Source organism: Brevibacillus sp. NRS-1366 (assembly GCF_050467985.1).
Genome location: NZ_JBITPN010000051.1, coordinates 120379 through 145510, shown reverse-complemented (window position 1 = coordinate 145510; position 25132 = coordinate 120379). Strand labels below are relative to the sequence as shown.

The following is a 25132-nucleotide window of genomic DNA, read 5'->3' as shown; positions in this document are numbered from 1 at the left end:
GACGATCACGGTATAATAGAGACAACAGAAATGACAGAGAGGGGAATCCCAATGTCCTTGCGTGAAATACAAGAGAGTGTTCAGCAGATTGCTTGGGCGGTTGCATCCGTTCTGCGGGTAGAGGTGGAGATTGCTGACGCGGATTTGATGCGGATAGCGGGGACAGGGCGCACGCAGGCTGGTGTTTTGCGGACGATGGCTGGAGAAGACCATATTTACCGTACGTCTTTGTTTGCGGGACAACCTGTCGTCATTACAAGTCCCGGAGAAGATGAGAGATGTCGTCCCTGCATCCATTTTGGCAAGTGTGCAGAGACTGGCGAGATCTGCTGCCCGATTATGCTGGATGGACAAAAGGTGGGTGTCATCGGCCTGCTTGCCTTTGATCAGGAGCAAAGAGAACGATTGTTCTCCGATGTAAGCTCTATCCTTCATTTTTTGCAAAAAATGGCAGAGCTGATTGCAAGCAAGCTCAAGGAACACAGCATGTATGTGGAGCAACAGCTGGCATTGGAAAAACTGCGCATCGTGATGGATGACCTGGACAAGGCGATGCTGACGGTGGACCAGACAAATCGGATTGTACAAGTCAATCAACGTGCAAGGCAGTATCTGGAGCTGGATACAGAAGATAAGGAAAGAAAGATTGACGCTGCAGCTTGGATAGCGGCAATCAGGCAGGCAGACGAGTCACAGGTAACTCCGAAAAAAGTAGTCTTACAGGTAGGGAAGCAAGAGAAGGAGTTTTTATTTACGATCAAGCCTATCGAGCTGGATGGCACGATTCGAGAATGGGTCATCACCCTCGATGATGTGAGGGAAGTGGTGGAAATCGCCAGACAAGTCGGCGGCTATGATCGGGAAGATGCTTTTTCGGTCATTGTCGGAAGCAGTCCAGCCATCCTGCGTGCCAAAGAACTGGCGAGACGGGTCGCTCACAGTGATTCTACCGTACTGCTGCAAGGGGAGAGCGGAACCGGTAAAGAGCTGTTTGCCAAAGCGATTCATCAAGCGAGTCAGCGAAATCCCCACCCCTTTATCTCGATTAACTGTGCGGCAATTCCTGAGCATCTGTTGGAAAGCGAGCTGTTTGGATATGAAGAAGGGTCGTTCACAGGTGCGCGGAAGGGTGGAAAGCCGGGGCTCTTTGAAATCGCAGGCAAAGGTACGCTGTTATTGGACGAGATCGGTGATTTGCCTATTCATCTGCAAGGAAAGCTGCTTCGCGTTTTGCAGGAAAAGGAGCTGCAGCGGGTAGGGGGAACGGGAAAAGCGATCCCCGTCGAGGCCCGGATCATTGCGGCCACGCATCTGGATTTGCAAGAGCGAGTCGCGCAAAGCTTGTTTCGAATGGACTTGTACTATCGTCTTCACGTCATTCCGATTCATTTGCCTTCGCTTCGGGATCGTCGGGAAGATATTCTGACTTTGGCCAATGTGTGTCTAGAGAATTGCGCCACACGACTGGGCAAATCCATCATTGGATTTTCACAAGAGACACAGACGCTCTTGTTTCATCATGACTGGCCAGGCAACGTCCGTGAATTGGCGAATGTCGTCGAGTATGCTGTCAACATGGAGATGACGTCTTGTATACAAGCTGCCAGTCTGCCAGCGGGGGTTAGCAAATTAAGAGATCGCGGCGACCTAACTGCGGCCCCCGGGCTGTCATTTTCAGATGAAGAGATGATTCCCCTCAAGGAAATGGAACGATTTGCCATAGCGAAGGCTCTGCGGCGTGTCCAGCAAAAGAATGGGCGAAAAGAAGAGGCGGCCGGGATGCTAGGGATTAGTCGGGCAAGTCTTTTCCGAAAATTGAAGGAGTACGGATTGTCTAATTGACGGCTTGGTAAAAGGTCAGCTCTGGCAAGCGGGGCTGGCTTTTTGTCGTCTGCCTATACTTTGTGGTATCATGTTGGGGTAGCAAGTAGTGAACAAGGAATGAGAGGAGTGTCAGATGAGAGTGAAAGAGATTATGGGATGGGTTCGTTCGATCGCCTTTGCTGTAGTTTTTGCCCTGGTCCTAGGAATCTTTGTGTTCCAGCCGTACAAGGTTGATGGTCATTCCATGGACCCTACCTTGCAGGATCAACAACGAATTTACGTGTCCAAACTTTCACATACGTTTTCCTATCTCCCTAACTACGGGGATATCGTCGTCATTGACAGTCGCGTGCAAAGAGAGCGTTCCTTGATGGACGACCTTACAAGTCATCCATTGGTTTCCATGTTGACAGGAGCACAAGAAGATCACTCGATGTACGTCAAGCGTGTAATTGGCAAGCCAGGAGACGTGCTGGAGTTTAAAGATCACAAAGTGTACCGAAATGGTACTGCATTGGACGAGCCGTACATCAAGGAAACCATGCAGTTTGTGGCAGACGGGAAGCTGACTGTACCAGACAATCACATCTTTGTCATGGGGGATAATCGCAATCACAGTACGGATTCGCGGGAAATCGGGTTTATTCCGGTTGATCACATCATGGGAACGATGATTGAAAATCCTTTTACATCGTAAAAATAAACGAGGGTTGTCCAATTGCGGGCAACCTTTATTGTTAACGAGTAGTTTCTAAATCTTCTGCCATTGAAAGGAGGACTGCTATTCATGCCCAGCATCATGATTGCCGACCGTGATCCGAATGAACGGACAGGAATTGGCTGGCTCGTGTCCAGCTGTGCCATTCCCTATGAAAAAGTTCTTTCGGCCGGTACGATGGCAGAAGTATTCCAACTGATGGAATCACAAACGCCCGACGTGATCTGCCTTGAGCTGGATATGGTCGGAAAAGGGCAGTGGGATCGACTCAAGCTGCTAGTAGATCAGTACAGGCCAACCGTTCTCGTCACGACGGCAGAAGCTACCTTTGAACGAGCGATGCAAGGAATTGAGCTGAATGCCCGAGATTTATGGGTAAAACCCCAAACGCCGGAATACATCCGAAGAGTTTTGACCCGGTGCTGTCAGGATCAAAGCTATCGCATGCAAATGAGCCAAGAGACGACAGGTGTGACAGGGAGAGCGGGGGAGGTCTCCTATCTCGATCTCTTTTTTCCACGTCCTCTCCATGGGAGAACGTACCCGATCATGCTCGCTCAACTGGAGGATCCCAAGCATCACCCGGAGCTTTTGCGTTTTTTTGAGGACTATCCATTTCGAGACAAGCCTGTCTTACTTCCGCTCGGTGATGTGATTGTTGGCGTGTTTCCTGACGATACCCATGAGCCGCAGACTCTTTTCCATCAGACAGGCAAGCGCCTCCTGATGGACTGGGAGGCGATGAGTGATGCACCGCTCTTTTTGGTCATGTACGACTCTAAAGAGAGGGAACAAAGTCTGAACGAGAAGTATCTGGATGCAATTCAAGCCTTGCACATCCGTTTCTTCAAAGGGTACAGGCAGCTCACCATCGTCGAACGTCAGGTCAACTGGACAATGATTGATCCTTTTTTGACACCCTCGGAACAACGGCTGTGGGTAGACATGCTGCATGGCGGTGATCCGGAAGTACTGAAGCAATGGATGTACAGGCACTTCTCTTATAAGGAAGAGCCTTATCCTGAGCCGGGTCTTTTGCGCATTCGATTGACCAGTATTTTGGCGCAGGTACGGCGGTACATGAAGTCGCACGGATTGGACAATGGGGATTTGGAACAAGAATATCACCGAGTGTTTGAAACGATTCTTTATTCCCCGATCCTGTACCGGATCGTGGCCGAGATGCTGTTGTTCATTCAAAGGCTCATGGACTTGGTCCAAAACCAGCGTGAAGAGGTCAGAGTGGATGTGATCGAACAGGCGATTCGCTATATGGAAAGGCGCTTTACCGATTCTGGGCTGCGCCTCGAGGATGTCGCACGCCATGTAGATCGCAGTCCTGCCTATTTCAGTACACTCTTGACGCAAAAACAGGGAACGTCTTTCCGCCAGTTGCTGACATCTTTGCGCGTAAAGGAAGCGCAGCGACTGCTTTTGGAAACGTCATTGTCGGTTGGTGAGATTGCCGAGCGCAGTGGGTTCGTTAACGCCAATTATTTCAGCAAGATTTTCAAGGAAAAGACGGGGACAACGCCACGTTTATTGCGAAATCAAAAGAAAAGATAGGAATCGAAAAAAAAGAAAGTTTTTTGGGAAAAGCAGTTCTTTCATTCGATTTCGACCGAAAGAAGAGGCATCAATTCGAAAGACTGGTGCCTTTTTTGCATTGTTCTGTTTTTTTATACTGAAGCTAAGCAAATCAATCTGGAGAAAAGCAGGTGGGAATCATGACGAAGACACAAACGATTGAGCAAATGATTCAGACGTATTCCGGTACCGAATTGCATACAAAAGGCTGGGTGCAGGAAGCGGCGCTCAGGATGCTTTTGAATAACTTGAACCCCGATGTAGCTGAGCGCACCGATGACCTGGTGGTATACGGCGGAATCGGTAAGGCGGCACGCAACTGGGAATGTTTTGATGCGATTGTCGAAACATTAAAAAAACTGGAGAGCGACGAGACACTGCTGGTTCAATCCGGCAAGCCGGTAGCTGTATTTAAAACGCATACAGACGCACCACGAGTCCTTTTGGCAAACTCCAATCTGGTACCTGCGTGGGCGAACTGGGAGCACTTCCACGAGCTCGATAAAAAAGGATTGATGATGTACGGACAAATGACAGCGGGAAGCTGGATTTACATCGGCAGCCAAGGCATCGTGCAGGGGACGTACGAGACATTTGCTGAATGTGCGCGCCAGCATTTTGAAGGTACACTGGCAGGGACGATCACGGTGACTGCCGGTCTGGGCGGCATGGGTGGGGCACAACCATTGGCCGTATCGCTCAACGGTGGTGTGAGTATCAACATCGATGTAGATCGCACGCGAATCCAGCGCCGATTGGACACGCGATATTTAGATGTAATGACGGAAAGTCTCGATGAAGCCATTCGACTGGCAGAAGCCGCCAAGCGTGAGAAAAGAGGCATTTCCATCGGCCTCTTGGGCAATGCAGCGGAAGTATTAAATGAAATGCTTGCGCGTAACTTTATTCCAGATGTTCTGACGGATCAGACATCTTCGCACGATCCGCTGAATGGATACATTCCGATTGGCATGAGCTTGGAGGAGGCTGCCGAGCTGCGCGCGCGTGATCCTCGGGAGTACGAGGTACGCTCGAAGTCAAGTATTGCCGAGCACGTCCGTGCCATGCTCGCTCTGCAGGAAAAAGGAGCAATCACATTTGACTATGGCAATAACATCCGCCAGGTAGCAAAAAATGAAGGTGTAGAAGATGCGTTCCGTTTCCCTGGCTTTGTACCCGCGTATATCCGTCCGCAATTTTGCGAAGGCAAAGGGCCTTTCCGCTGGGTAGCCCTCTCTGGCGATCCCGAAGATATCTACAAAACGGATGAGGTCATCCTCCGGGAGTTTTCCTACAATATGCATTTGTGCAACTGGATTCGGATGGCGCAGGAGCGTATTCAGTTCCAAGGACTTCCATCACGTATTTGCTGGCTGGGCTACGGAGAGCGTGCGCGTTTTGGCCAGATCATCAATGATATGGTCGCTCGCGGCGAGCTGAAAGCACCGATAGTTATCGGACGCGATCACCTCGACTCTGGTTCAGTAGCGTCGCCAAACAGGGAGACGGAGGCAATGAAGGATGGAAGCGACGCGGTAGCTGACTGGCCGATCCTCAATGCGATGGTAAATGCTGTAGGTGGTGCGAGCTGGGTATCTGTACACCATGGAGGCGGTGTCGGGATGGGCTATTCCTTGCACGCGGGGATGGTCATCGTTGCGGATGGTACGCCAGAAGCAGCCCGTCGTCTGGAGCGTGTATTGACGACCGATCCGGGTATGGGTATCGTCCGTCACGTGGATGCCGGTTACGATCTGGCTATTCAGACAGCCAAGGAAAAAGGCGTAAATATTCCGATGATTAAGGAGTGAGAGCTATGACCAAACCTGTATGGATTCGCCATGCCAGCCAGCTCGCTACGCTGGCCGGCGGATCAGCGGCACCTGCCCGCGGCGAAGGCATGAATCAGTTATCCATCATTGAGAACGGCAGTGTCTGGCTGGAAGATGGAGTCATCCAGCGCGTAGGCACAGATGCGGACCTGGCTGAAGCTTACAGTGAACGTGGCCATGAAGCCGAAATAATCGACGCTGCGGGCAAGCTGGTCACTCCCGGTCTGATTGATCCGCACACGCATCTGGTGCATGCGGGCAGCCGGCAGAACGAATTTAATATGCGGCTGAACGGTGCTACTTATATGGAAATTATGAACAATGGCGGCGGGATTCACTCGACCACTGCGGCGACGAGAGCGGCGAGTCATGAGGAATTGTTCACCCAGAGCAAGCGACGTCTGGACCAATTTCTGCTGCATGGTGTCACCACCGTTGAGGCAAAAAGCGGGTACGGGATGACGCTATCAGACGAGATCAAGCAGCTGGAGGTTGCCAAAAAGCTGCATGAAGAGCATCCGATTGATATCGTCAGCACCTTTATGGGAGCGCATGCCGTTCCTCGCGAATATCGAGAAGATCCGGAAGCCTTTATTGATCTGGTCGTAAACGAGATGATTCCAGAGGTGGCACGCCGCAAGCTTGCTGAGTTTAACGACGTATTTTGCGAGCGCGGTGTGTTTACGCCCGAGCAATCCAGACGAATCCTCGAAGCCGGGATAGCGCATGGCCTCCTCCCGAAAATTCATGCGGATGAAATCGAGCCGTATGAGGGGGCGGAGATGGCAGCGACGATCGGAGCCGTATCAGCCGACCATCTGCTCCGCGCATCCGATCGGGGTATCCAGATGATGGCAAAAGCGGGTGTCATCGCCGTGTTGCTGCCAGGGACGGCCTTTTTCTTGATGGCGGAGTCAGCGAATGGACGCAAAATGATTGACGCGGGCGTAGCAGTGGCGATCTCGACGGATTGCAATCCAGGCTCCTCGCCGACGGTATCGCTTTCGCTGATCATGAATCTGGGCTGTCTGAAAATGGGGATGACCCCGGCGGAGGTATTGTCAGCAGCTACGATTAATGCCGCTCACGCTATTCGCCGTGCACATGAGATCGGGAGCATCGAGATAGGGAAAAAAGCGGATGTGACGATCTTTGACGTTCCTGACTTTATGACCCTTCAATATCGTTATGGCATCAATCACGTAGATACGGTAGTGAAAAACGGCACCATCGTAGTACGGGGAGGGAGACTCACGTGAGCGGCTATCCTTATCCATTATTGAAACCGCCAAGCTTTGCGTGGGATAGGAGTGCTGCTCCTGCCGAGCCTAAAGTAAACGAATGGATTCAGACGTTGGAAGTCAACTCTTCCGTAAGCACTGACTGGTCAGGGTACGATGCGGCGATTCTAGGCGTGCCGCTTTCCCGTTCCTCCATCTCTGCTTCAGCAGCCAGTGAAAACCCGGATGCGATGCGCAGAGCGTGGAAGTATTTCACCACGTACAACCTGGATCATGATGTGGATTTGCGTGACTTGCGCGTCGTCGATCTCGGAGATGTGAGACAGCATGTAACGGACATCGCCCAGTGTCACCGCAATATCCGAGAAGCCATGCTGCAAATGCGCACCCATCATCCACAGGTGCTGCCGCTTGCAATGGGTGGCGACCATTCGATCACGGCGATGCTGATCAAAGGCTACAAGGATGCTCATCCCACAGAACGCGTAGGAATATTGCAGCTGGATACACATTTTGATCTGCGTGACTTGGCGGACAACGGACCGTCGAACGGCACCCCCATCCGCAATTTGATCGAGAGCGAGACCATCCGGGCAACGGACGTTCACAATATCGGCCTGCACGGTTTTTTCAATGCACGCTCGCTCAAAACCTATGCGGATGAGACAGGCGTAAACTATACGACGCTCCGTAACGCTCGGAAAAAGGGCGTTGCCCAGACTGTACAGGAAGCGCTGGAACAGCTCGGACAACAAGTCGATACGATTTATCTCACTGTGGATATGGATGTACTGGACAGCAGCTACGGACCAGGTGTGCCAGCTTCGACACCAGGTGGAATGCAGAGCGATGAGCTGTTTGAAGCAGTACATATCGCCGGCTTGTTCCCCAAAGTAAAGGCGATGGATCTGGTCTGCCTCGACCCGTTCAAGGACCGAGGGGAAGCAACCGTCAAGACGGCTGTACATGTGATGTTGTCGTTTTTGACAGGGTATAGTCAGCGAATACAGGAAAAATAAGATACTCGTGCTTATTGAAAACTGCCTGATACGGGCAGTTTTTCTTCGTAATCTGATTTGCCAGCTAACACAGCAAGGCTGCCGTTCATAATGAACAGCAGCCTCGACTTGAGTTGTACTTTGAGCGTGTAAACCATTGGTGCTTCTCAATCAGGTACCGCAATAGGTGCGATAGGGTCGGTTCGACAGTGCAGGTAGTGTGCAGTACTCAACCTGTTCCGGGGCGTGCGCATACGGTCTCGATAGAACATCAACAAGCCGCTCCATGAAACTGTAGTCTCCTTGTTCCACCGCTGCTTCAAGAGCTTCTTCTACCCGGTGGTTGCGAGGAATTACGCCGGGATTGCTGCTGCGCATCAACTGCTGTGAGGAGGCGATTGTTTCCTGCTGCCTGCCAAGTCTCGCCTGCCACCTCTCATGCCATGACGCAAATTCTGAGGTCCCAAACAGGATTGTTTCCTCCGATGTATCAATCGTTAATGCGCGGAAGGTATTGGTATAGTCCGCACGATACTTCTGCATCATACTGAGCAGCTCGCTCGTAAGGGATTCATCCTCCGATTCTTCGTTAAAGATGCCCAATTTTGCCCTCATACCGGCGAGCCAATTATGTTGATATAGATCCGGAAATTCTGCAATCGCATCCTCGGCCAGTTTGATAGCTTGCTCCTCGTCGTCATGCAGCAACGGCAACAGAGTTTCAGCAAATCTCGTGAGATTCCACGCGGCGATATACGGTTGATTGCCATAGGCATAGCGGCCTTGCGTGTCAATGGAACTGAAGACCGTTGCTGGATCATAGGCATCCATGAAGGCGCAAGGACCATAGTCAATAGTTTCTCCACTGAGGGCCATGTTGTCAGTGTTCATCACCCCGTGAATAAAGCCGACTAGCTGCCATTTGGCGATAAGCGCAGCCTGACGCTTGATTACTTCCTTAAGAAGGGAAAGATAACGGTTTTCCTCAGCACAAGCTTCAGGAAAATGTCTATGCAAGGTGTAATCAGCCAAGGCGCACAGTTCCTCGGAAGTGCCCCATGCTGCGGCGTATTGAAAGGTCCCGACGCGTATATGACTGGCAGCCACGCGGGTCAGGATGGCACCTGGTTGCTCGGTTTCGCGGTAGATGGACTCTCCGGTTGTCACCACTGCCAGGCTGCGGGTCGTAGGAATACCAAGTCCATGCATGGCTTCGCTGATGATGTATTCGCGCAGCATCGGTCCAAGTGCTGCTCGCCCATCGCCTCGGCGGGAGTAAGGCGTTCTACCTGAGCCCTTGAACTGAATATCAAAGCGCTCACCTCGTGGGGTGATCTGTTCGCCAAGCAGCAGAGCCCGGCCGTCACCTAACATGGTGAAATGCCCGAATTGATGCCCAGCATAAGCTTGAGCCAGAGGCATTGCGCCTTCGGGTATCAGGTTGCCGGCAAGCATCGCTACGCCATCATTGCTTTCCAGCGCTTGGATGTTCAATCCTAGGGAGGTTGCTAGCGGACCATTGAGAATGATTAGCTTCGGTGAGGGTACAGGGGGGGAGTTCAGCCTGGAAAAAAATGTTTTCGGCAGCCGCGTATAACTGTTGTCAAAATTCCAGCCCGCTTCTATTTTCTCTGTCATTGTATCTCCTTTTTAGACATTGTGAAATGTAGTGGTAATCTATTTCAAAATCAATCCAAGTCAGCTTTTTTTAGCGTTAACTTCTGCTCATTTATTATACCCTTTCCACGCATGGATGGCGTCCTTTTTTGTAATCCGATTGCACGTTCTTCTCTCCTCAACTAGTACTTCTCACAGTCGTAGACCCAAAAATATGTTATCATGAGTGTAAGACTTTGATTCCATGAAATTGAGGTGCCTGCCATGTCTGGATTCGGAATATTTCGCGAAGTAATCTCATCCGAGAGTGAACTTCGAGATTTGTACGGTGAACCTAGCCGATTGGTACAAAACAAAGCAATCTCCCAGATTGATGATCATGTCCGCAGCTATATCGCGCAAGCCCCATTTCTCATTCTGGCAACAGCAGATGAAAATGGAAATTGCGATGCCTCCCCGCGCGGAGATGCCCCTGGCTTTGTGCATATTATCGACGACCACCATCTCGTCATACCGGAGCGACCTGGAAACAAGCGGATGGACTCGATAACAAACATTTTGTCCAATCCACAGGTCGGGTTGATCTTTTTGATTCCGACTCTCGAAGAAACATTGCGCATCAACGGACGTGCTTGCGTCATCCGGGATGTTGAACTGCTGGAGAAGATGGCGGTAAAAGGAAGGGTGCCTGCACTCGGAATAGGTGTTCACGTCGAGGAGTGCTTCATCCATTGCGCCAAAGCATTTATGCGCTCGGGAATGTGGAAGCCAGAGACCTGGCCAGAAGAAGGAACGATTCCGAATGCCGCTCAAATTCTAGCGGACCATGTGAAGCTTCCGGACGTCACAGTCAAGTCAGTTGCGGAGGGTTTACAAGAAAGTTATACCAAGCGTCTTTACTAGGTGGATATGCTGCGAACCTTTTTTGAACGTGTAAGAAAGTTTAAGTGCCACGCCGTATGAAAGCAACATCGCTTAAACTTTCTGGAACGCATAAAAACCTTCTACTAAAACGCGGTCGCTCCTCCTTGAGGAGGCCTCGATAGAGTTTTTTTACAAGGCCATTTATGCTAAAATTTGAAAGGTACGTACATATTTAGGGCGTGAGGCGGGAGGAGATCGGATGGCAACACATATCACAGATCATTCAGTATTGAACAACGGCGTCAAGATGCCATGGCTAGGTCTGGGTGTTTGGAAAGCAAAAGAAGGCAATGAAACACTGGCAGTCCGCTCGGCGATTGAAGCGGGGTACCGCAGTGTAGACACAGCGGCAGTCTATGGAAACGAAGAAGGTGTAGCCGAAGGTATCCGCCAATCCGGAATTGATCGCGATCAACTGTTCATCACGACAAAGGTATGGAATGCGGATCAAGGCTACGAGAGCACACTTGCCGCTTTTGATGTGAGCATGAAAAAATTGGGGATCGATACCCTCGATCTCTACCTCGTTCACTGGCCGGTAAAAGGCAAGTTTGTGGAGACGTGGAAAGCAATGGAGAAGCTGTATCGTGACGGTTACGTACGTGCGATCGGGGTGAGCAATTTCCAAATCCATCATCTGGAGGAATTGCGCCAAAACAGCGAGGTCACACCTGTGGTCAACCAGGTGGAATACCATCCGCTGCTTACCCAAAAAGAATTGCATGCTTACTGCAAGGAAAGCCATATCCAGCTGGAAGCGTGGAGTCCACTGATGCAAGGAAATCTGGACCACCCACTCCTTATAGAGCTGGGGCAAAAATATGGCAAGTCTCCAGCACAGATCGTGATCCGCTGGGATTTGGAGAATCAGGTCGTTACGATCCCGAAATCCATTACGCCCGAGCGCATTCGCCAAAATGCTGATGTGTTTGACTTCTCACTTAGCGCAGAGGATGTAGAAAAAATCAGTGCCTTGAACGAAAATAAACGAGTTGGACCAGACCCGGACAACTTCGATTTCTAGGAAAAACCGATTAGAAAACCTGGCTACGCCATGCCTTTTGGCGGAGCCGCGGTAGCACTTATACTGGATAGGAATTTTATAAATTCCTATCTGTATGAAAAAAGGGAAGCCGCTCGGAACGGCTACCCTTTTTTCGTATAAAATAGAGGTCATTCCCCCAATCGCGATGTGAAACAGATTTTGTTTCAGCGCTTGTGGGAATGTCCTATGTCAAAAAAATAGGTAGGATTTGTATACTCCTACGGATTCGCTCTTTACTATGTTTTATTTTTTCGTATACTGAAAAGTAGCATATTTGTTTCATCAGATGAAACAAACGGATTCATGAGGAAGCAGGTGTAATGAAAGATGGAAGAACAAAAAGCAAACGTTCGAGCCGTCGAACGGGCTTTGGATATCCTGCTCTGTTTTACGGATTCCACGGATTTAGGCCTAAGTGAGATATCCAGCCGACTCTCCCTGCATAAAAGCACTGTGCATCGGTTATTGGCAACATTGGAAAACAAGGGTTTTCTTATCCGGGATATCCAAACGGAGAAATACCGCTTGGGATTTCGAATCTGGGAGCTGTCGGCAAACCTGACTCACAACGACGACCCTGCTACATTGCTATTGCCAGAGATGGAACGGCTACGGGATTTGGTAGAAGAAACAATCAGTCTGTATGTACGTGATGGTAGTGAGCGGATACGGATACAGGCTGTACAAAGCAAGCAGCCCATTCGCAGGGTAGCCCCAATCGGCGCACGTATGCCACTTGCAGTAGGGGCATCTAGTAAAGTATTGGTGGCTTATGCGGAGCCCTATTTTTTGAACGAGCTATTGAGCGACCCGGACTGGCCTGATTTTGTCAATCAAGAAGTCTATGTGGAGCAGTTGGCTCAAATCAAGCAACAGGGCTTTGCCACCAGTGTGGAGGAGAGGGAGCTGGGGACTGCGGCAGTCGCTGCACCTATCTTCAATCGGAATGGACAACTAGTTGCTTCGATCGCAGCTTCGGGTCCTTCTAATCGCCTGACTCCGGAAAAAATGAAAGAATACGCTCCCTATATCATGGAGGCAGCGTATCGGATGGGAAAAATGATGAAATAAGAAAACCAAAAAGCCAACGCTCCTGGATGAAAAAGGGCGTTGGCTTTTTTACTGAATCAGAAAGTATAATCTCCTCGTACATACTTCTTGGTTCAGCAAGAATAACCTTCAGCTAAAACGCGGTCGCTCCTCCTTGAACAAGCCTCGATAGAGGTTTTCTTAACGTGTGTACTCATGCTGCAGTGTAGTCCAAAACGATTGTACAGCGTTATCGGCGAGGAATCGTTCCCCACGGCTGGACACGTACTGGCTCATCTCCTGGTAGAAAGCGGGATCAGACAGCCTTTTGTATTGATATGCAATATCGTGTGCATCCAGTACGAACAAGGGGTAGTTATCTCCGAGCAAAGCCACGTTTCCAATCGTTCGAGTAGTCAAGACAGGAACACCCAAAGCCATATATTCTAGCACGCGGGATAAGTAGGAATGCGATGGGTTTTGATCATTGGTTTTATCGTAAAGCAAAGCAATGCCTATCCCGCTTTTTAGGATCATTTTTTTAGTAGCCCACATCGATTTTTCTCCATGGTCTACTACACCTCGGGTACGGAGCATTGCTTTTGCCTGTTTTTTGTATTTGCCGACGATTGAGGGATACACAACATGCAGCCTGGCTTTCGGGTATTTTTTTCGGATGACACGAATGGCATTTGTAGCGACTCCCAGCCCGTAGCGAGGTCGGATGACGCCGGCCAAAATCAGGTCAAGTGGATCAGATGGCAGAATGTCCCTAAGTGAATCCTTCGGAGGTTCGACGAACTGTGGAAGAACTTGAATTTTACGATCGAGCTCCTGACTCGAGTAGTCGCCTCTTTGGAGCTGATAAGTGCGATATCGCTGTGCATTTGGTTCCGTTTGGAAAAATACCAACCGTGCATGCTTAAAGATACGGTTAAGCCTACGCATGATGTATGGATCGTTCAAGTTGTATTGAATGGCTAAAAATAGCAGCTTGGGGCCGAGAGAAGCTTTTTGATCTAAAAGCTGGATAGCCTCATTGCGACCACGGATAAAGATGAAGTCGTACTTTTTCGTTTCATCCCGGCGAATGATTCTATTGATCGGATGATCTGACTTGTAAAACTGGACATGCTGAAACGTAAAACCGCCCATTCCATTACGGAACTGGAACGGGAGGACGCAGTCTAATAAATAATGATCCCTCTCGCTTGCTGGCAGTTGTGCCACTTTGCGGTCAAGTGCCCGTAGCAGAATGAAGAACTGCAAAACGTTCCCTTTTGGCTTGAATTCGATGAGATTGCAATGAAAACAAATTCTCATGTGATTCTCTCCTTCGCAGGGCTCTTCACTATGTTATGGAGTTGGGGGCTAAAGGCTACTGGAATGAATGAAATAAAAAAAGAAAAAAACAAAAACTTTACTTGAGTTAATTTATTTACTAATATAAACTTAAAGTGAGTTCCAACGAAAGGAAAAGAAAAAATGATGGCAGAAAATATTTCACTGCGCGAGAGGAAAAAAGCAAAAACGAGGCTGGCTCTTTTGAAGGCCTGTCTTGATTTGATCGGGGAGGGAAACTTTCGCAATGTTCTGGTCGAAGATATATGCCAGCGCGCAGAAGTATCCAAGGTTACGTTCTTTAAGTTTTTTCCAAAAAAAGAAGACCTGTTGATTTACTTCATGAGCATTTGGCAGGCGGAGTGCTACGTAGAGCTATCGTCCTCTTCCAAGCGTGGGTGGGATGCGGTCCGCCATATATTTGCCAAGGTCACGGAAGAAGGCAAGAAGTATCCTGGTATCATGCTTAGTCTCATCAGCTTTTTATCCGAACAAAAAATGCATCCTTGCGTTCCTGTGTTGTCTCATGCCGAGCTGTCTTTGCTGTTTCCCGATCGCGAGGAGAGAGCTGCGATTGCTGAAGTCGCTCTCGATGATATTTTTCGCCAATGTGTGATCGAAGCAAGGGAGGATGGACAGCTTTCTCTGCAGGTCAGCGATGAAGAAGCTGTCATTTTGCTCTTTTCCATGTTTTATGGAGCGTATTTGTCGGCTCATCTGTTTCGCTCAAGCGACTTCTTAGCCTTTTATGAAATGCATCTCAAATCATTAATCAGGTAGGTGGAAGAAATGGGAAAAGTGATGCCAGGTCGGTTTACAGCGGAAATGGAAGGATCATTCGTCGTCTTTATCATTGGAATGCGCATCAATCGACTGTTTGCTGTGCACAAGTGGGCACCGGTTGCGGCGGCGATGGGAGGGATGATGAAGGAATTGTATCAGCACCCGGAGCTGGGCTTTTTAGGGCATAACGGCAGCTTCAACATGCGTACGATTACTCAGATTCAATATTGGCGCTCCTACGAGCATTTGGAGCACTACGCACGCCACAGTCACAATCATTTGTCGGCTTGGAAGAAATTTAATCAATCAGTAGGATCAGATGGCACGGTGGGGGTCTTCCACGAGACTTATCTCGTGGAAGCCGGCAAATACGAAAGTGTATATGTCAATATGCCCGCGTTTGGATTGGGTAAAGTGGGGGAGATTGTTTCCGCGACCGGTAAACGGGAAACGTCAAGGCAGCGTCTAACCAAACAGTAGGCGAGACAAAACAGCTTCTTCTACTCATTCACCATTCGCAGCAGCCATTCTTTCATATCGACGATTCGCAAAGTGCGGGGGCGTGTACTGGTTCCGGCTACGAGTACGGGAACGAGGGAATCTGCTTCGTGCAAGGAGCCATGGGCAGCACCGCCGATATGGGTAGGAGAGCTTTCGGTGATCAGCTCATAGCCGGGCGCTGCGGTAACGATCACATATCTCCCCTCGTGGGAGTTCATTGCTCCGTACAGCCTCGCCATTACGTCTGGATACTTTCCGTACTTGATTCGATTGTTTGTTACTGTTAGGTCCAGCAGTTTGGGCTCCCCACTGATCGTCCAAGATTGACCATATTCATCGGTTTCCGGCCCACCTGGATAAAAGGCCACCATGCTATTGCTTTTTCCTGCTGTAACGACAATACGCTGCCCGTCTTTTCGTGCGATGATGTCGAGCCGCTTTTCTTGCTGCAAATGCCGGACGATATCATCTAAGGACAGTTTAGCATCAAGATCGTATAGATAGGCCATCCGTTCATTGGCAGCAAGCACGATTTGGTCGCCTGGCTCTACGTGGCGACTGATGTCCGCGATTCGGTAGGTGCTGAGCAATGTCCGCAGATCAATGGTAGCGGCTTTGCGATTATCCAGAACGGCGGTTTGACCGCTGTCACCCATGACAATCCATTTGGCCTGATTTAGAGCCTTTTCCCAGGAGCCAAAAGCATTCAGCACAACTTGCAGTGCCTTATCCGCCTTTACAATCCCCTCTATCGTCGACGGTCCCTTTCTGTGCACTTCCATATCATTTTCGGGGAAGTACGTGATCGTTAGAGGGGGGAGCTTTTTTTGAGAAATGAGATAGGCTGCTTCCTCTGCGGAAAACTCGTCATTCATGCCGTATTTGCGCCAAATCCGCTTCTGTTTCTTTTGATTTGGGTCAAGCTGTGCAAATGCTGCGTACGATAACAAAGCAGGGCCTGTCACCTTGACCTTCTTTGGCAAAGGCGTACTCAGGGAAATCAGCGGAGGGATTTGCAAGACGTGCTTCGTTTTTCCCCGCCAGACAATCGCATTGATCGAAGCTGAATCCTTTCCTTGCCCCGCAAGTGCTTCATGGACGGTTTTTGTTGCCTTGTTCAACTGGTTTTGGTTTAAATCTTGAATGATGTCGAGCAAGACTTGCGGTTGGTCAATCTTCAAGGCTTCCTTGGGTCCGTAGCCATAGTAGATCATGCGCTTTTCCTTGCCGTTGTACCAAACCAACCCTGGAACATGGTGCTGATTCGCATAAGTTCCGGTGAGCATGGTGCTGTCGATCGTCACAGACATCGTGGGAAATGAGCTCACCACCTGCGGAAAATAGTGTCCGTTGGCAAAGAGATACGCTAAAGCTGGAGCGCGACCTTGCTCAATCGCTTGGCGTAGCGGCTTGTCCATTAACGAATCAATGAGGATGAGAATGGTCGGTTTAATCGATTGGTTATCGCTTGCAGGGAGCGGAGATGGCACGCTTTGCTGGTGGAGCTGCTGGTTTGAATGAGTCCGGCAACCGTAAATCAGCAGGCTGGATAGGATCATGAGAACTATGACGGATGTATATCTTCGCTTCATCGGTTAAGTCCTTTCCTCAAATTCATTCTCTCCTTTTTATGTTTTGTTCTCTTTCTGTAATTATTCCATTCTCAGTAACGCGATGAAGTTTCTTCCAATCAAAACCCACCTTTTCTGCTGCAAGGTGGGCTTCATTCATTAGTTAGCAGGTTTTTAAAACGAAGGCAGGTTATCTAGATTGTTTTCTTTAATCCCGTCAGGCTCGCTTCGCAATATATCACGTCCGTATTTGTGGAAAACGTCAACATGCGCCAGTTTTCCTGCTTTCGCATCCTGCAAGGCAGTGATGTAGTCCAACTCCCGCCCTGCATCTGTCTTGAAAGCGATCAAGTCCCCATCATCATTTTTCCGCACCGCGATAATTTGTTCTTTTCCGGACGCAGACGGGGGGGCCGTCTCACCGTTTTCCTGTATGGCTTGCTGCTCTCCTGCGGCTTTATAGTCTGCGTAAATTTGTTCAAAGCTTTGTTGTTCCAAAGTAATCCCTCCTCATCCATAAGGGTGTGTAAATCATGGGGAGAACATGCATTCGATATGTGGATTCGTGAAAATTCGCCTCTTGACACATTTTTATTAGAGGATTATATTTTGACTGACACGAAAGTCAATTAAAAAGGAGGCGACAGCTCGTGCCTCGCACGAAGGAGCAAAATGAAGAAATTCGCGCACGGAGAAAAGAAGAAATCATGAAGGGCGCACTTGCCGTTTATGTGGAAAAAGGATTCGCAGCGGCTGAGATAGGGGATGTTGCCGAGCACGCCGGAGTGGCCAGGGGATTGGTCTATTACTACTACAAAGACAAGCGATCGCTGTTTCGCGATTTGTTCACGCATATGTTCCATCTGTCCAACAAACATACCCTTGTCCATTTTTCCCAAGAAGGAACGGCTGTAGAGCTGTGCAAAAAGTTTGCTGTTGTGATGTACCACAATTTGTTCGAGCGTTCTCTGCATGTGCGTTTTTTTTTCCGTATGCGCCATGACCTGCATGAGCTGTTCACGGCAGAGGAGGTCAAAACTCTTTTATGGCGTGACAACAATTTGCAAGTCATGGTGGAAACACTCCAAAAGGGGATGGAGGCAGGGGAGATCCGACAGATGTCAGCCGAGCTGCTGGCGGAACAGTTTTGGGGGGCGATGATGCACGCAATGGGTTTTTTGCACCGGAAACGGGAAGCCTTGCTGCAAGCTGGCCATGACCTGGAGGAGGCCAAACATCTTCTTTTGGCTGACATCGAGGCTGCGACCGATTCCTGTGTCGCCATGATCAGTGTACATTTGCTCCCGTAGTTCAAACCATACCGGAGGGTGAATCTAAATGCTTAAGTTACTTCGTTTCTTGCGGCCTTACCGGTATATGGTCGTCATGACCATGGTATTTGTGCTGCTTCAATCGATGGCCAATCTTTATTTACCGACGCTGATGTCAGACATCGTCAACGAAGGAATCGTCAAGGAAAACGCTCCCTATATATGGAAAATTGGAGGTCTGATGCTGCTGGTATCAGCAGTGGGTGCCGCCTTGTCTGTCGGTGCCAGCTATTTGGCGTCACGTGCTGCTTCCGGTTTCGGGATGCGACTTCGCAGCAGTGTTTTCAGTCATATCGAACGATTCTCTCTACAAGAATTTGACAAGCTGGGCACCGCATCGCTCATCACACGGACGACCAACGATATTACCCAAGTCCAGCAGGTGCTCAATATGATGCTGCGTATGATGGTCATGGCGCCAATGATGTGCATCGGCGGGATTATCATGGCTCTTTCAAAAGATGCCAAGCTGTCCCTCGTGATTATTGTGGCGATCCCGATTCTCGCTTTGGCGATCTACTGGATCGGGTCGAAAGGGATCCCTTATTTTAAAGCCATGCAAACCAAAATCGACAGGCTGAATCTAGTCCTGCGTGAATATTTGACCGGAATCCGCGTCGTTCGGGCTTTCAACCGTACCGAACACGAGCGGGACCGTTTTGATCACGCGAATGAGGATCTCACCGCGATTGCAATCAAAGCCAATCAGATTATGGCTGGAATGATGCCTGTAATGATGCTGATGATGAATGTTACCTCGATTGCGATTATTTGGTTCGGTGGCTTGCGCATCAGTACAGGTCATATGCAGGTAGGCGACTTGATGGCGTTTTTGCAGTATGCAATGCAGATCCTTTTCTCGCTCATGATGGCGTCCATGATGTTCAGCATGGTGCCGAGGGCTTCCGCCTCAGCAGTGCGCATCCATGAAGTGCTTACGACTGATCCCGTCATTCTCGATAGTGAAAAAGCAGGGGCAGTAGAAGGAGAAAGCCGGGGAAAAGTCGTTTTTGATCAAGTGACATTCCGCTATCCGGGAGCAGAAAAGCCTGCCCTGTCTTCTGTTTCATTTACAGCTTTGCCTGGACAGGTAACAGCGATTATCGGTGGTACCGGATCAGGCAAAACATCGCTCGTGAGTCTGATCCCGCGCTTCTATGATGTCGAGAGTGGCAGTGTTCGCGTCGGAAATACGGATGTCCGGGATTTGTCCCAAGCCACGCTCCGTGCCAAAATCGGGTTCGTACCGCAAAAGGCGTTGCTTTTTACGGGGACGATCGCGGACAACATCCGCTATGGAAAAGAAGAAGCGACGGATGTGGAAGTCGAGCAAGCTGCACAGATCGCGCAAGCATCGGATTTTATTGCCAGCATGAAGGATGGGCTCCAGTCGGTGCTATCCCAAGGCGGAGCCAACCTGTCTGGTGGACAAAAACAGCGACTCTCGATTGCGCGTGCCCTCGTGCGAAAGCCGGAGGTTTACGTTTTTGACGATAGCTTCTCTGCGCTTGATTTCAAGACTGACGCCAGGCTGCGGGCGGCCTTGAAAAATGAAACAGAGGAAGCGACCGTGATGATTGTTGCCCAGCGGGTGAATACCGTCATGGACGCAGATCAGATCATCGTGCTCGAAGAAGGCGAAATTGCAGGCATTGGTACTCACCAGGCATTAATGGAAACGTGCGACGTGTATAGAGAGATTGTCAAATCCCAGCTAACGGAGGAGGAAATCGCATGAGTCAAGAACAGCGGCGTACACCCCCGGGACCTGGTGCAGGGCCGGGAGCGCAAAGGCCAATGGGTTTTGGTGGACCGGGAATGCTGACGATGCCTGGTCAAAAGGCAAAGGATTTCAAAGGGACTCTGCGAAGGCTGCTCGGTTATTTGAAACCGTACCGCACGAAATTGGTTATCGTGTTTTTGACCGCAGCACTCAGCACCGTATTTGGGATCATCAGTCCGAAACTGCTCGGAAATGCAACGACGACCATTTTCGAAGGCTTTATGGGGAAGCTAAAAGGGGTGCCGGGAGCAACATTTGATTTTGGCGCTGTTTGGCAGATTATCCTGACTTTGATCGGGCTCTATCTCTTTTCCTCGTTGTTCGCCTATATTCAGCAGTATCTCATGGCTAGTGTAGCGCAAAAGACCGTCTATGCGCTTCGCAAGGAAGTAAATGAAAAGCTGGCGAGACTTCCGCTCAAATATTTCGATGGCCGCACCCATGGTGAAGTCATGAGCCGGGTCGTTAATGACGTAGACACGATCAGCGGTACACTGCAGCAAAGCTTGACGCAGATGATTACTTCTGTCATTACATTGGTCGGGGTCATCATTATGATGCTGACCATTAGCCCACTGATGACTGTCATCCTGATGGTGACGCTGCCGCTCAGCTTTGTTGTCATCAAGCAAGTAGCGTCCCGTTCAATGCCTCATTTCAAAGGTCAACAGCAGGCAATCGGTGAGCTAAACGGACACGTCGAAGAAATGTACACAGGGCATAAGATTGTAAAAGCATTCGGACGGGAAAAAAGAGCGATTGAAACGTTCGATTCGATTAATGAGAAGCTGTACCAATCTGGCTGGAAGGCCCAATTCATTTCTGGAATCATGATGCCGCTCATGATGTTTGTCGGAAATATTGGTTTCGTGCTCGTCTGTGTAGTAGGTGGTGTCCTCGTTACACGAGGCAATATTTCCATCGGGGATGTGCAGGCTTTCATCCAATATGCCCAGCAGTTTTCGCAGCCGATCACGCAAACGGCCAATATTGCGAATATCATCCAATCCACGCTGGTGGCCGCTGAACGGGTTTTCGAGATACTCGACGAACCAGAGGAGTCCGCAGATGATAGCTCCCTGACTGCTTCTTCAGAGCTGGAGGGGCATGTGAGGTTTGAAAATGTATCCTTTGGCTACAAAGAGCAAGAGCCGCTCATCCAGAACATGAATATTGATGTGAAGCCGGGGATGACCGTGGCGATCGTCGGTCCGACGGGAGCTGGCAAAACGACCCTCGTCAATTTGCTCATGAGGTTCTATGAGATCGGAGACGGCCGGATCACCATCGACGGACAGGACATCCGCAGTATGCCGCGCAGTGAGCTGCGCAGCCAGTTCGGGATGGTACTGCAAGATACGTGGCTGTTCAATGGCACGATCAAGGAAAATATCGCCTACGGACGAGAAGGAGCGAATGAAGCGGAGCTTGTGCAGGCCGCCCGTGCCGCACATGCAGACCATTTTGTGCGGACATTGCCTGAAGGGTATGAAACGATTCTGAATGAGGAAGCCTCGAATATCTCACAGGGGCAGAAGCAGCTCTTGACGATTGCGCGAGCCTTTCTGGCGGATCCCGCCATCCTGATTCTCGACGAGGCGACGAGCAGTGTCGATACACGGACAGAGCTTTTGATTCAGAAGGCAATGAATGGCCTCATGCAGGGCCGAACGAGCTTTGTCATTGCTCACCGCCTTTCGACGATCCGTGATGCCGATTTGATTCTCGTTATGAACCAAGGAAAAGTCATCGAGCAGGGGAACCATGAAGTACTGCTTGACCAAGGCGGCTTTTACGCCGATTTGTATAACAGTCAATTTTCGAAAGGCAACATGAGTCAGCAGGTAAGCTAATAGCAAAGCGTCCGCAAGCCGAAACCGCCCTCAAATAGAGGGTGGTTTTTATTATAAGGGTAAATGATCTGGTTTCTTGTAGCGAAATGATTGTACCAAGAAAAGAGAACAGGAAAAGGGCAGCCTGCCGATTTCTCGCCAGTCTGCCCTTTTGCCTAGGTGGGTGCTGTTACGAACTTATTTGGGTATGGCTTACTTTGTTGTTACTGGTTTGCCTTCGTCCAGCAGCTGGCGAAGAACAGTTTGCAGAATACCACCATTGCGGTAGTAGTCTACGTCTACCATAGAGTCGAGGCGCACGATTACGTCGAATTCGAAAGTGCTGCCGTCCTTCTTGGTAGCTTCCACTTTTACGCGTTGGCCTGGTTGTACATCGTCGGAGAGACCCAGGATGCTGAAGGACTCTGTTCCGTCAATGCCGAGGGACTTCCAGCTTTGGCCGTCAGCGAATTGCAGAGGCAGAACACCCATACCAACCAGGTTGGCACGGTGGATACGCTCAAAGCTCTCAGCGATAACTGCTTTGATACCCAAGAGGAATGTACCTTTTGCTGCCCAGTCACGGGAAGAACCCGTACCGTATTCTTTACCAGCCAATACAACGAGTGGAGTACCATCTGCTTGATACTTCATGGAAGCATCGTAGATGGACATTACTTCGTCAGTTGGCAAGTATTTGGTTACGCCACCCTCAGTGCCAGGAGCCACTTGGTTGCGGATACGGATGTTCGCAAACGTACCGCGCATCATAACATCGTGGCTACCACGGCGAGCACCGTAGGAGTTGAAGTCTTTGCGCTCTACGCCGTTCGCTTGCAGATACAGACCTGCTGGGCTAGTTGGCGCGATGTTACCAGCTGGAGAGATATGGTCAGTTGTCACAGAGTCACCGAACAGTGCGATGGAGTTCGCGGTTTTGATGTCTGCGATCGCTGCGATTTCGCCAGCCAGGTTTTGGAAGAATGGCGGTTCTTGGATGTATGTTGATTTTTCATCCCACTCATACAGGTCGCCAGTTGGAACGTCGATTTTGTTCCAAGCTTCGTTTTGTGTAAACACTTGGCCGTACTCAGCGCGGAACAAGTCAGGGTTCATTGCTTTACCCATTGCTGCCGAGATCTCTTGTGGAGTTGGCCAGATGTCTTTCAGGAATACGGGTTGACCGTCTTTGCCAGTACCGATTGGCTCTGTAGTCAGGTCGATATCTACAGTACCCGCCAGTGCATAGGCGATAACCAATGGAGGAGAAGCGAGGTAGTTCGCTTTTACCTGTGCATGGATACGGCCTTCAAAGTTACGGTTACCGGAAAGGACAGCTGCAACAGTCAGGTCTTCGTCAGCGATTGCTTTGCTGGTTTCTTCTGGCAATGGACCGGAGTTACCGATGCAAGTGGTGCAACCATATCCAACTACGTTGAATCCGATAGCATCCAGGGAGTCGATCAGACCAGCGTCAGTCAGGTATTGCGTAACTACACGGGAACCTGGAGCCAGGGAGCTTTTTACGAATGGAGGCTTTTTCAGGCCTTTTTCAACAGCTTTTTTCGCCAGGATACCAGCACCCAGCATTACACTTGGGTTAGATGTATTGGTACAGGAAGTGATCGCTGCGATAACGACCGCACCTGTTTTCAGTGTAGCTTTTTCACCGTTGGCATAAGCAACTGGCGCGCTAGCTGCGATTTTCTCTTCGGAGAGACCAAAACCGCCTTTTTCGATTGGCGTACGCAAGCTGTCATTGAAGGATTCCTTCATAGCAGTCAGTTCTACGCGGTCTTGCGGACGTTTTGGACCAGCCAAGCTTGGTACGACAGTAGACAGATCCAGTTCCAATGTTTCGGAGAACACAGGGTCTACAGTTTCGTCAGTACGGAAGAGTCCTTGTGCTTTGGTGTATGTTTCTACCAAGGAGATGAGGTCTTCTTCGCGACCGGTTTGACGCATATAGTTGAGCGTTTCAGCGTCTACTGGGAAGAAGCCCATAGTAGCGCCGTATTCAGGTGCCATGTTGGCTACAGTTGCGCGGTCAGCCAGCGAGATGTTGGACAGGCCTGGTCCGTAGAACTCCACGAATTTACCTACAACGCCTTTTTTACGCAGCATTTGAGTAACAGTCAGAGCGAGGTCGGTTGCAGTCGCACCGGCATTCAGCGTGCCAGTCAGTTTGAAACCAACTACTTCTGGTGTTACGAAATACAGAGGTTGACCGAGCATTCCTGCTTCTGCCTCGATACCGCCAACACCCCATCCAAGAACACCAAGACCGTTGATCATAGTGGTGTGGGAGTCAGTACCTACGAGGGAGTCAGGGAAAGCAACGAGCTCGCCATCTACTTCGCGAGTAGCGATGACAGTTGCCAGGTACTCCAAGTTTACTTGGTGAACGATACCAGTAGCTGGAGGAACCGCACGGAAGTTGTCAAACGCAGTTTGAGCCCAACGCAGGAAGCGGTAGCGCTCTTGGTTGCGTTCGAATTCCAGCTTCATGTTGTTGTCTAAAGCAGCAGCGTTACCGAAATCGTCAACCATAACGGAGTGGTCGATAACGAGGTCAACTGGAACGAGTGGGTTGATTCGTTTTGGATCTCCACCAGCGCGTTTCATCGCGATACGCATCGCAGCGAGGTCAACTACAGCCGGTACACCGGTGAAGTCTTGCAGAACGATACGAGCTGGCATCAGAGGTACTTCTTGGTTTTCGTCGCGGCCTTTTGTCCAGGTCGCCAGTTGTTGTACGTGTTCTTTTGTGATAGCGCGTCCGTCGAACTGACGTACAGCAGCCTCGAGCAGTACTTTAATGGAGAACGGCAGCTTGGAAACATCGCCAAGTCCTTGTTCTTCCAATCCTTGCAGGCGATAATACGCGAAAGACTTGTCGCCTACCTGCAGGGAAGATTTTACTTTGTAAGCATCTTTGTTAGCCAATGTATACAACCTCCCTATTGTCACTTGGAGTTTCATCTGATGAAACATAGTTTCGTTTCTTCATTACGACCCTATTATACTCGATTTGTTTCTCGGCTTCTACCCCAAATTCATCATTTATATACAAAATCATTGAAGAAAAAACGGCAGTGCGTTTTTCATTTTAATACGGAAGAGAAAATTCCCAGACCTCATGTATTATCCCGTTTATATTTCGTTTACATTCATG

General features: G+C 49.7%; 19 protein-coding genes. 14 read left to right on the top strand and 5 right to left on the bottom strand.

Annotated features, from left to right (window positions below; all coding sequences use genetic code 11):
• Positions 1-51 precede the first annotated feature (51 nt).
• From ACIFQN_RS29860 to ACIFQN_RS29835, 6 genes are all read left to right on the top strand, one after another.
• On the top strand, positions 52-1842 hold the full coding sequence (locus tag ACIFQN_RS29860) for a sigma-54-dependent Fis family transcriptional regulator (protein WP_429836681.1): 1791 nt from the start codon (positions 52-54) through the stop codon (positions 1840-1842).
• Between the two features lie 121 nt (positions 1843-1963).
• On the top strand, positions 1964-2521 hold the full coding sequence (gene lepB, locus ACIFQN_RS29855; protein WP_429836755.1) for a signal peptidase I: 558 nt from the start codon (positions 1964-1966) through the stop codon (positions 2519-2521).
• A gap of 90 nt (positions 2522-2611) precedes the next feature.
• On the top strand, positions 2612-4108 hold the full coding sequence (locus ACIFQN_RS29850) for a helix-turn-helix domain-containing protein (RefSeq protein WP_429836680.1): 1497 nt from the start codon (positions 2612-2614) through the stop codon (positions 4106-4108).
• Between the two features lie 161 nt (positions 4109-4269).
• Positions 4270-5940 (top strand): urocanate hydratase, encoded by a 1671-nt coding sequence (gene hutU / locus ACIFQN_RS29845; RefSeq protein ID WP_429836679.1) that lies wholly within the window; start codon positions 4270-4272, stop codon positions 5938-5940.
• Between the two features lie 5 nt (positions 5941-5945).
• The gene (hutI, locus tag ACIFQN_RS29840; RefSeq protein WP_429836678.1) at positions 5946-7220 is read left to right on the top strand and encodes an imidazolonepropionase; all 1275 of its coding nucleotides are present in this window, start codon (positions 5946-5948) and stop codon (positions 7218-7220) included.
• Positions 7217-8221 (top strand): agmatinase family protein, encoded by a 1005-nt coding sequence (locus tag ACIFQN_RS29835; RefSeq protein WP_429836677.1) that lies wholly within the window; start codon positions 7217-7219, stop codon positions 8219-8221. Before hutI ends, ACIFQN_RS29835 begins: the two co-directional genes overlap by 4 nt.
• A 150-nt stretch (positions 8222-8371) precedes the next feature.
• Here the strand turns inward: ACIFQN_RS29835 and ACIFQN_RS29830 are convergent, their stop codons facing one another.
• Positions 8372-9838, bottom strand: coding sequence for a protein adenylyltransferase SelO (locus ACIFQN_RS29830; protein WP_429836676.1), 1467 nt, complete (start codon positions 9836-9838; stop codon positions 8372-8374).
• Between the two features lie 243 nt (positions 9839-10081).
• Here ACIFQN_RS29830 and ACIFQN_RS29825 point away from each other — a divergent pair, with 243 nt between their 5' ends.
• The 3 genes from ACIFQN_RS29825 to ACIFQN_RS29815 all read left to right on the top strand — a co-directional run bounded on the left by ACIFQN_RS29825 (position 10082) and on the right by ACIFQN_RS29815 (position 12857).
• Positions 10082-10720, top strand: coding sequence for a pyridoxamine 5'-phosphate oxidase family protein (locus ACIFQN_RS29825; protein ID WP_429836675.1), 639 nt, complete (start codon positions 10082-10084; stop codon positions 10718-10720).
• Between the two features lie 220 nt (positions 10721-10940).
• On the top strand, positions 10941-11765 hold the full coding sequence (locus ACIFQN_RS29820) for an aldo/keto reductase (protein WP_429836674.1): 825 nt from the start codon (positions 10941-10943) through the stop codon (positions 11763-11765).
• Between the two features lie 348 nt (positions 11766-12113).
• Positions 12114-12857 (top strand): IclR family transcriptional regulator, encoded by a 744-nt coding sequence (locus ACIFQN_RS29815; protein ID WP_429836673.1) that lies wholly within the window; start codon positions 12114-12116, stop codon positions 12855-12857.
• 159 nt (positions 12858-13016) lie between these two features.
• On the opposite strand, the gene ACIFQN_RS29810 is transcribed toward ACIFQN_RS29815, so the two are convergent.
• On the bottom strand, positions 13017-14138 hold the full coding sequence (locus ACIFQN_RS29810) for a glycosyltransferase family 1 protein (protein ID WP_429836672.1): 1122 nt from the start codon (positions 14136-14138) through the stop codon (positions 13017-13019).
• Between the two features lie 165 nt (positions 14139-14303).
• Here ACIFQN_RS29810 and ACIFQN_RS29805 point away from each other — a divergent pair, with 165 nt between their 5' ends.
• The gene (locus ACIFQN_RS29805) at positions 14304-14936 is read left to right on the top strand and encodes a TetR/AcrR family transcriptional regulator (RefSeq protein ID WP_429836754.1); all 633 of its coding nucleotides are present in this window, start codon (positions 14304-14306) and stop codon (positions 14934-14936) included.
• A gap of 9 nt (positions 14937-14945) precedes the next feature.
• Positions 14946-15419: a DUF4188 domain-containing protein gene (locus ACIFQN_RS29800; RefSeq protein ID WP_429836671.1), complete on the top strand. Its 474-nt coding sequence runs from the start codon at positions 14946-14948 to the stop codon at positions 15417-15419.
• 20 nt (positions 15420-15439) lie between these two features.
• Here the strand turns inward: ACIFQN_RS29800 and ACIFQN_RS29795 are convergent, their stop codons facing one another.
• Positions 15440-17032: an alkaline phosphatase family protein gene (locus ACIFQN_RS29795; protein ID WP_429836670.1), complete on the bottom strand. Its 1593-nt coding sequence runs from the start codon at positions 17030-17032 to the stop codon at positions 15440-15442.
• Between the two features lie 153 nt (positions 17033-17185).
• Positions 17186-17509 (bottom strand): DUF3892 domain-containing protein, encoded by a 324-nt coding sequence (locus ACIFQN_RS29790; RefSeq protein WP_429836669.1) that lies wholly within the window; start codon positions 17507-17509, stop codon positions 17186-17188.
• 152 nt (positions 17510-17661) lie between these two features.
• Here ACIFQN_RS29790 and ACIFQN_RS29785 point away from each other — a divergent pair, with 152 nt between their 5' ends.
• From ACIFQN_RS29785 to ACIFQN_RS29775, 3 genes are read left to right on the top strand one after another with little or no spacing between them, the layout of a single operon-like run.
• Complete coding sequence (locus ACIFQN_RS29785) at positions 17662-18321, top strand: TetR/AcrR family transcriptional regulator (RefSeq protein WP_429836668.1); 660 nt, start codon at positions 17662-17664, stop codon at positions 18319-18321.
• Positions 18322-18349: 28 nt separating this feature from the next.
• Entirely contained in the window at positions 18350-20080 is a 1731-nt protein-coding gene (locus ACIFQN_RS29780; protein WP_429836667.1) for an ABC transporter ATP-binding protein, read from the top strand.
• Positions 20077-21978: an ABC transporter ATP-binding protein gene (locus ACIFQN_RS29775; protein ID WP_429836666.1), complete on the top strand. Its 1902-nt coding sequence runs from the start codon at positions 20077-20079 to the stop codon at positions 21976-21978. Before ACIFQN_RS29780 ends, ACIFQN_RS29775 begins: the two co-directional genes overlap by 4 nt.
• Positions 21979-22170: 192 nt before the next feature.
• Here ACIFQN_RS29775 and acnA read toward each other — a convergent pair whose 3' ends face one another.
• Entirely contained in the window at positions 22171-24903 is a 2733-nt protein-coding gene (acnA, locus tag ACIFQN_RS29770; protein ID WP_429836665.1) for an aconitate hydratase AcnA, read from the bottom strand.
• Between the last annotated feature and the right edge of the window lie 229 nt (positions 24904-25132).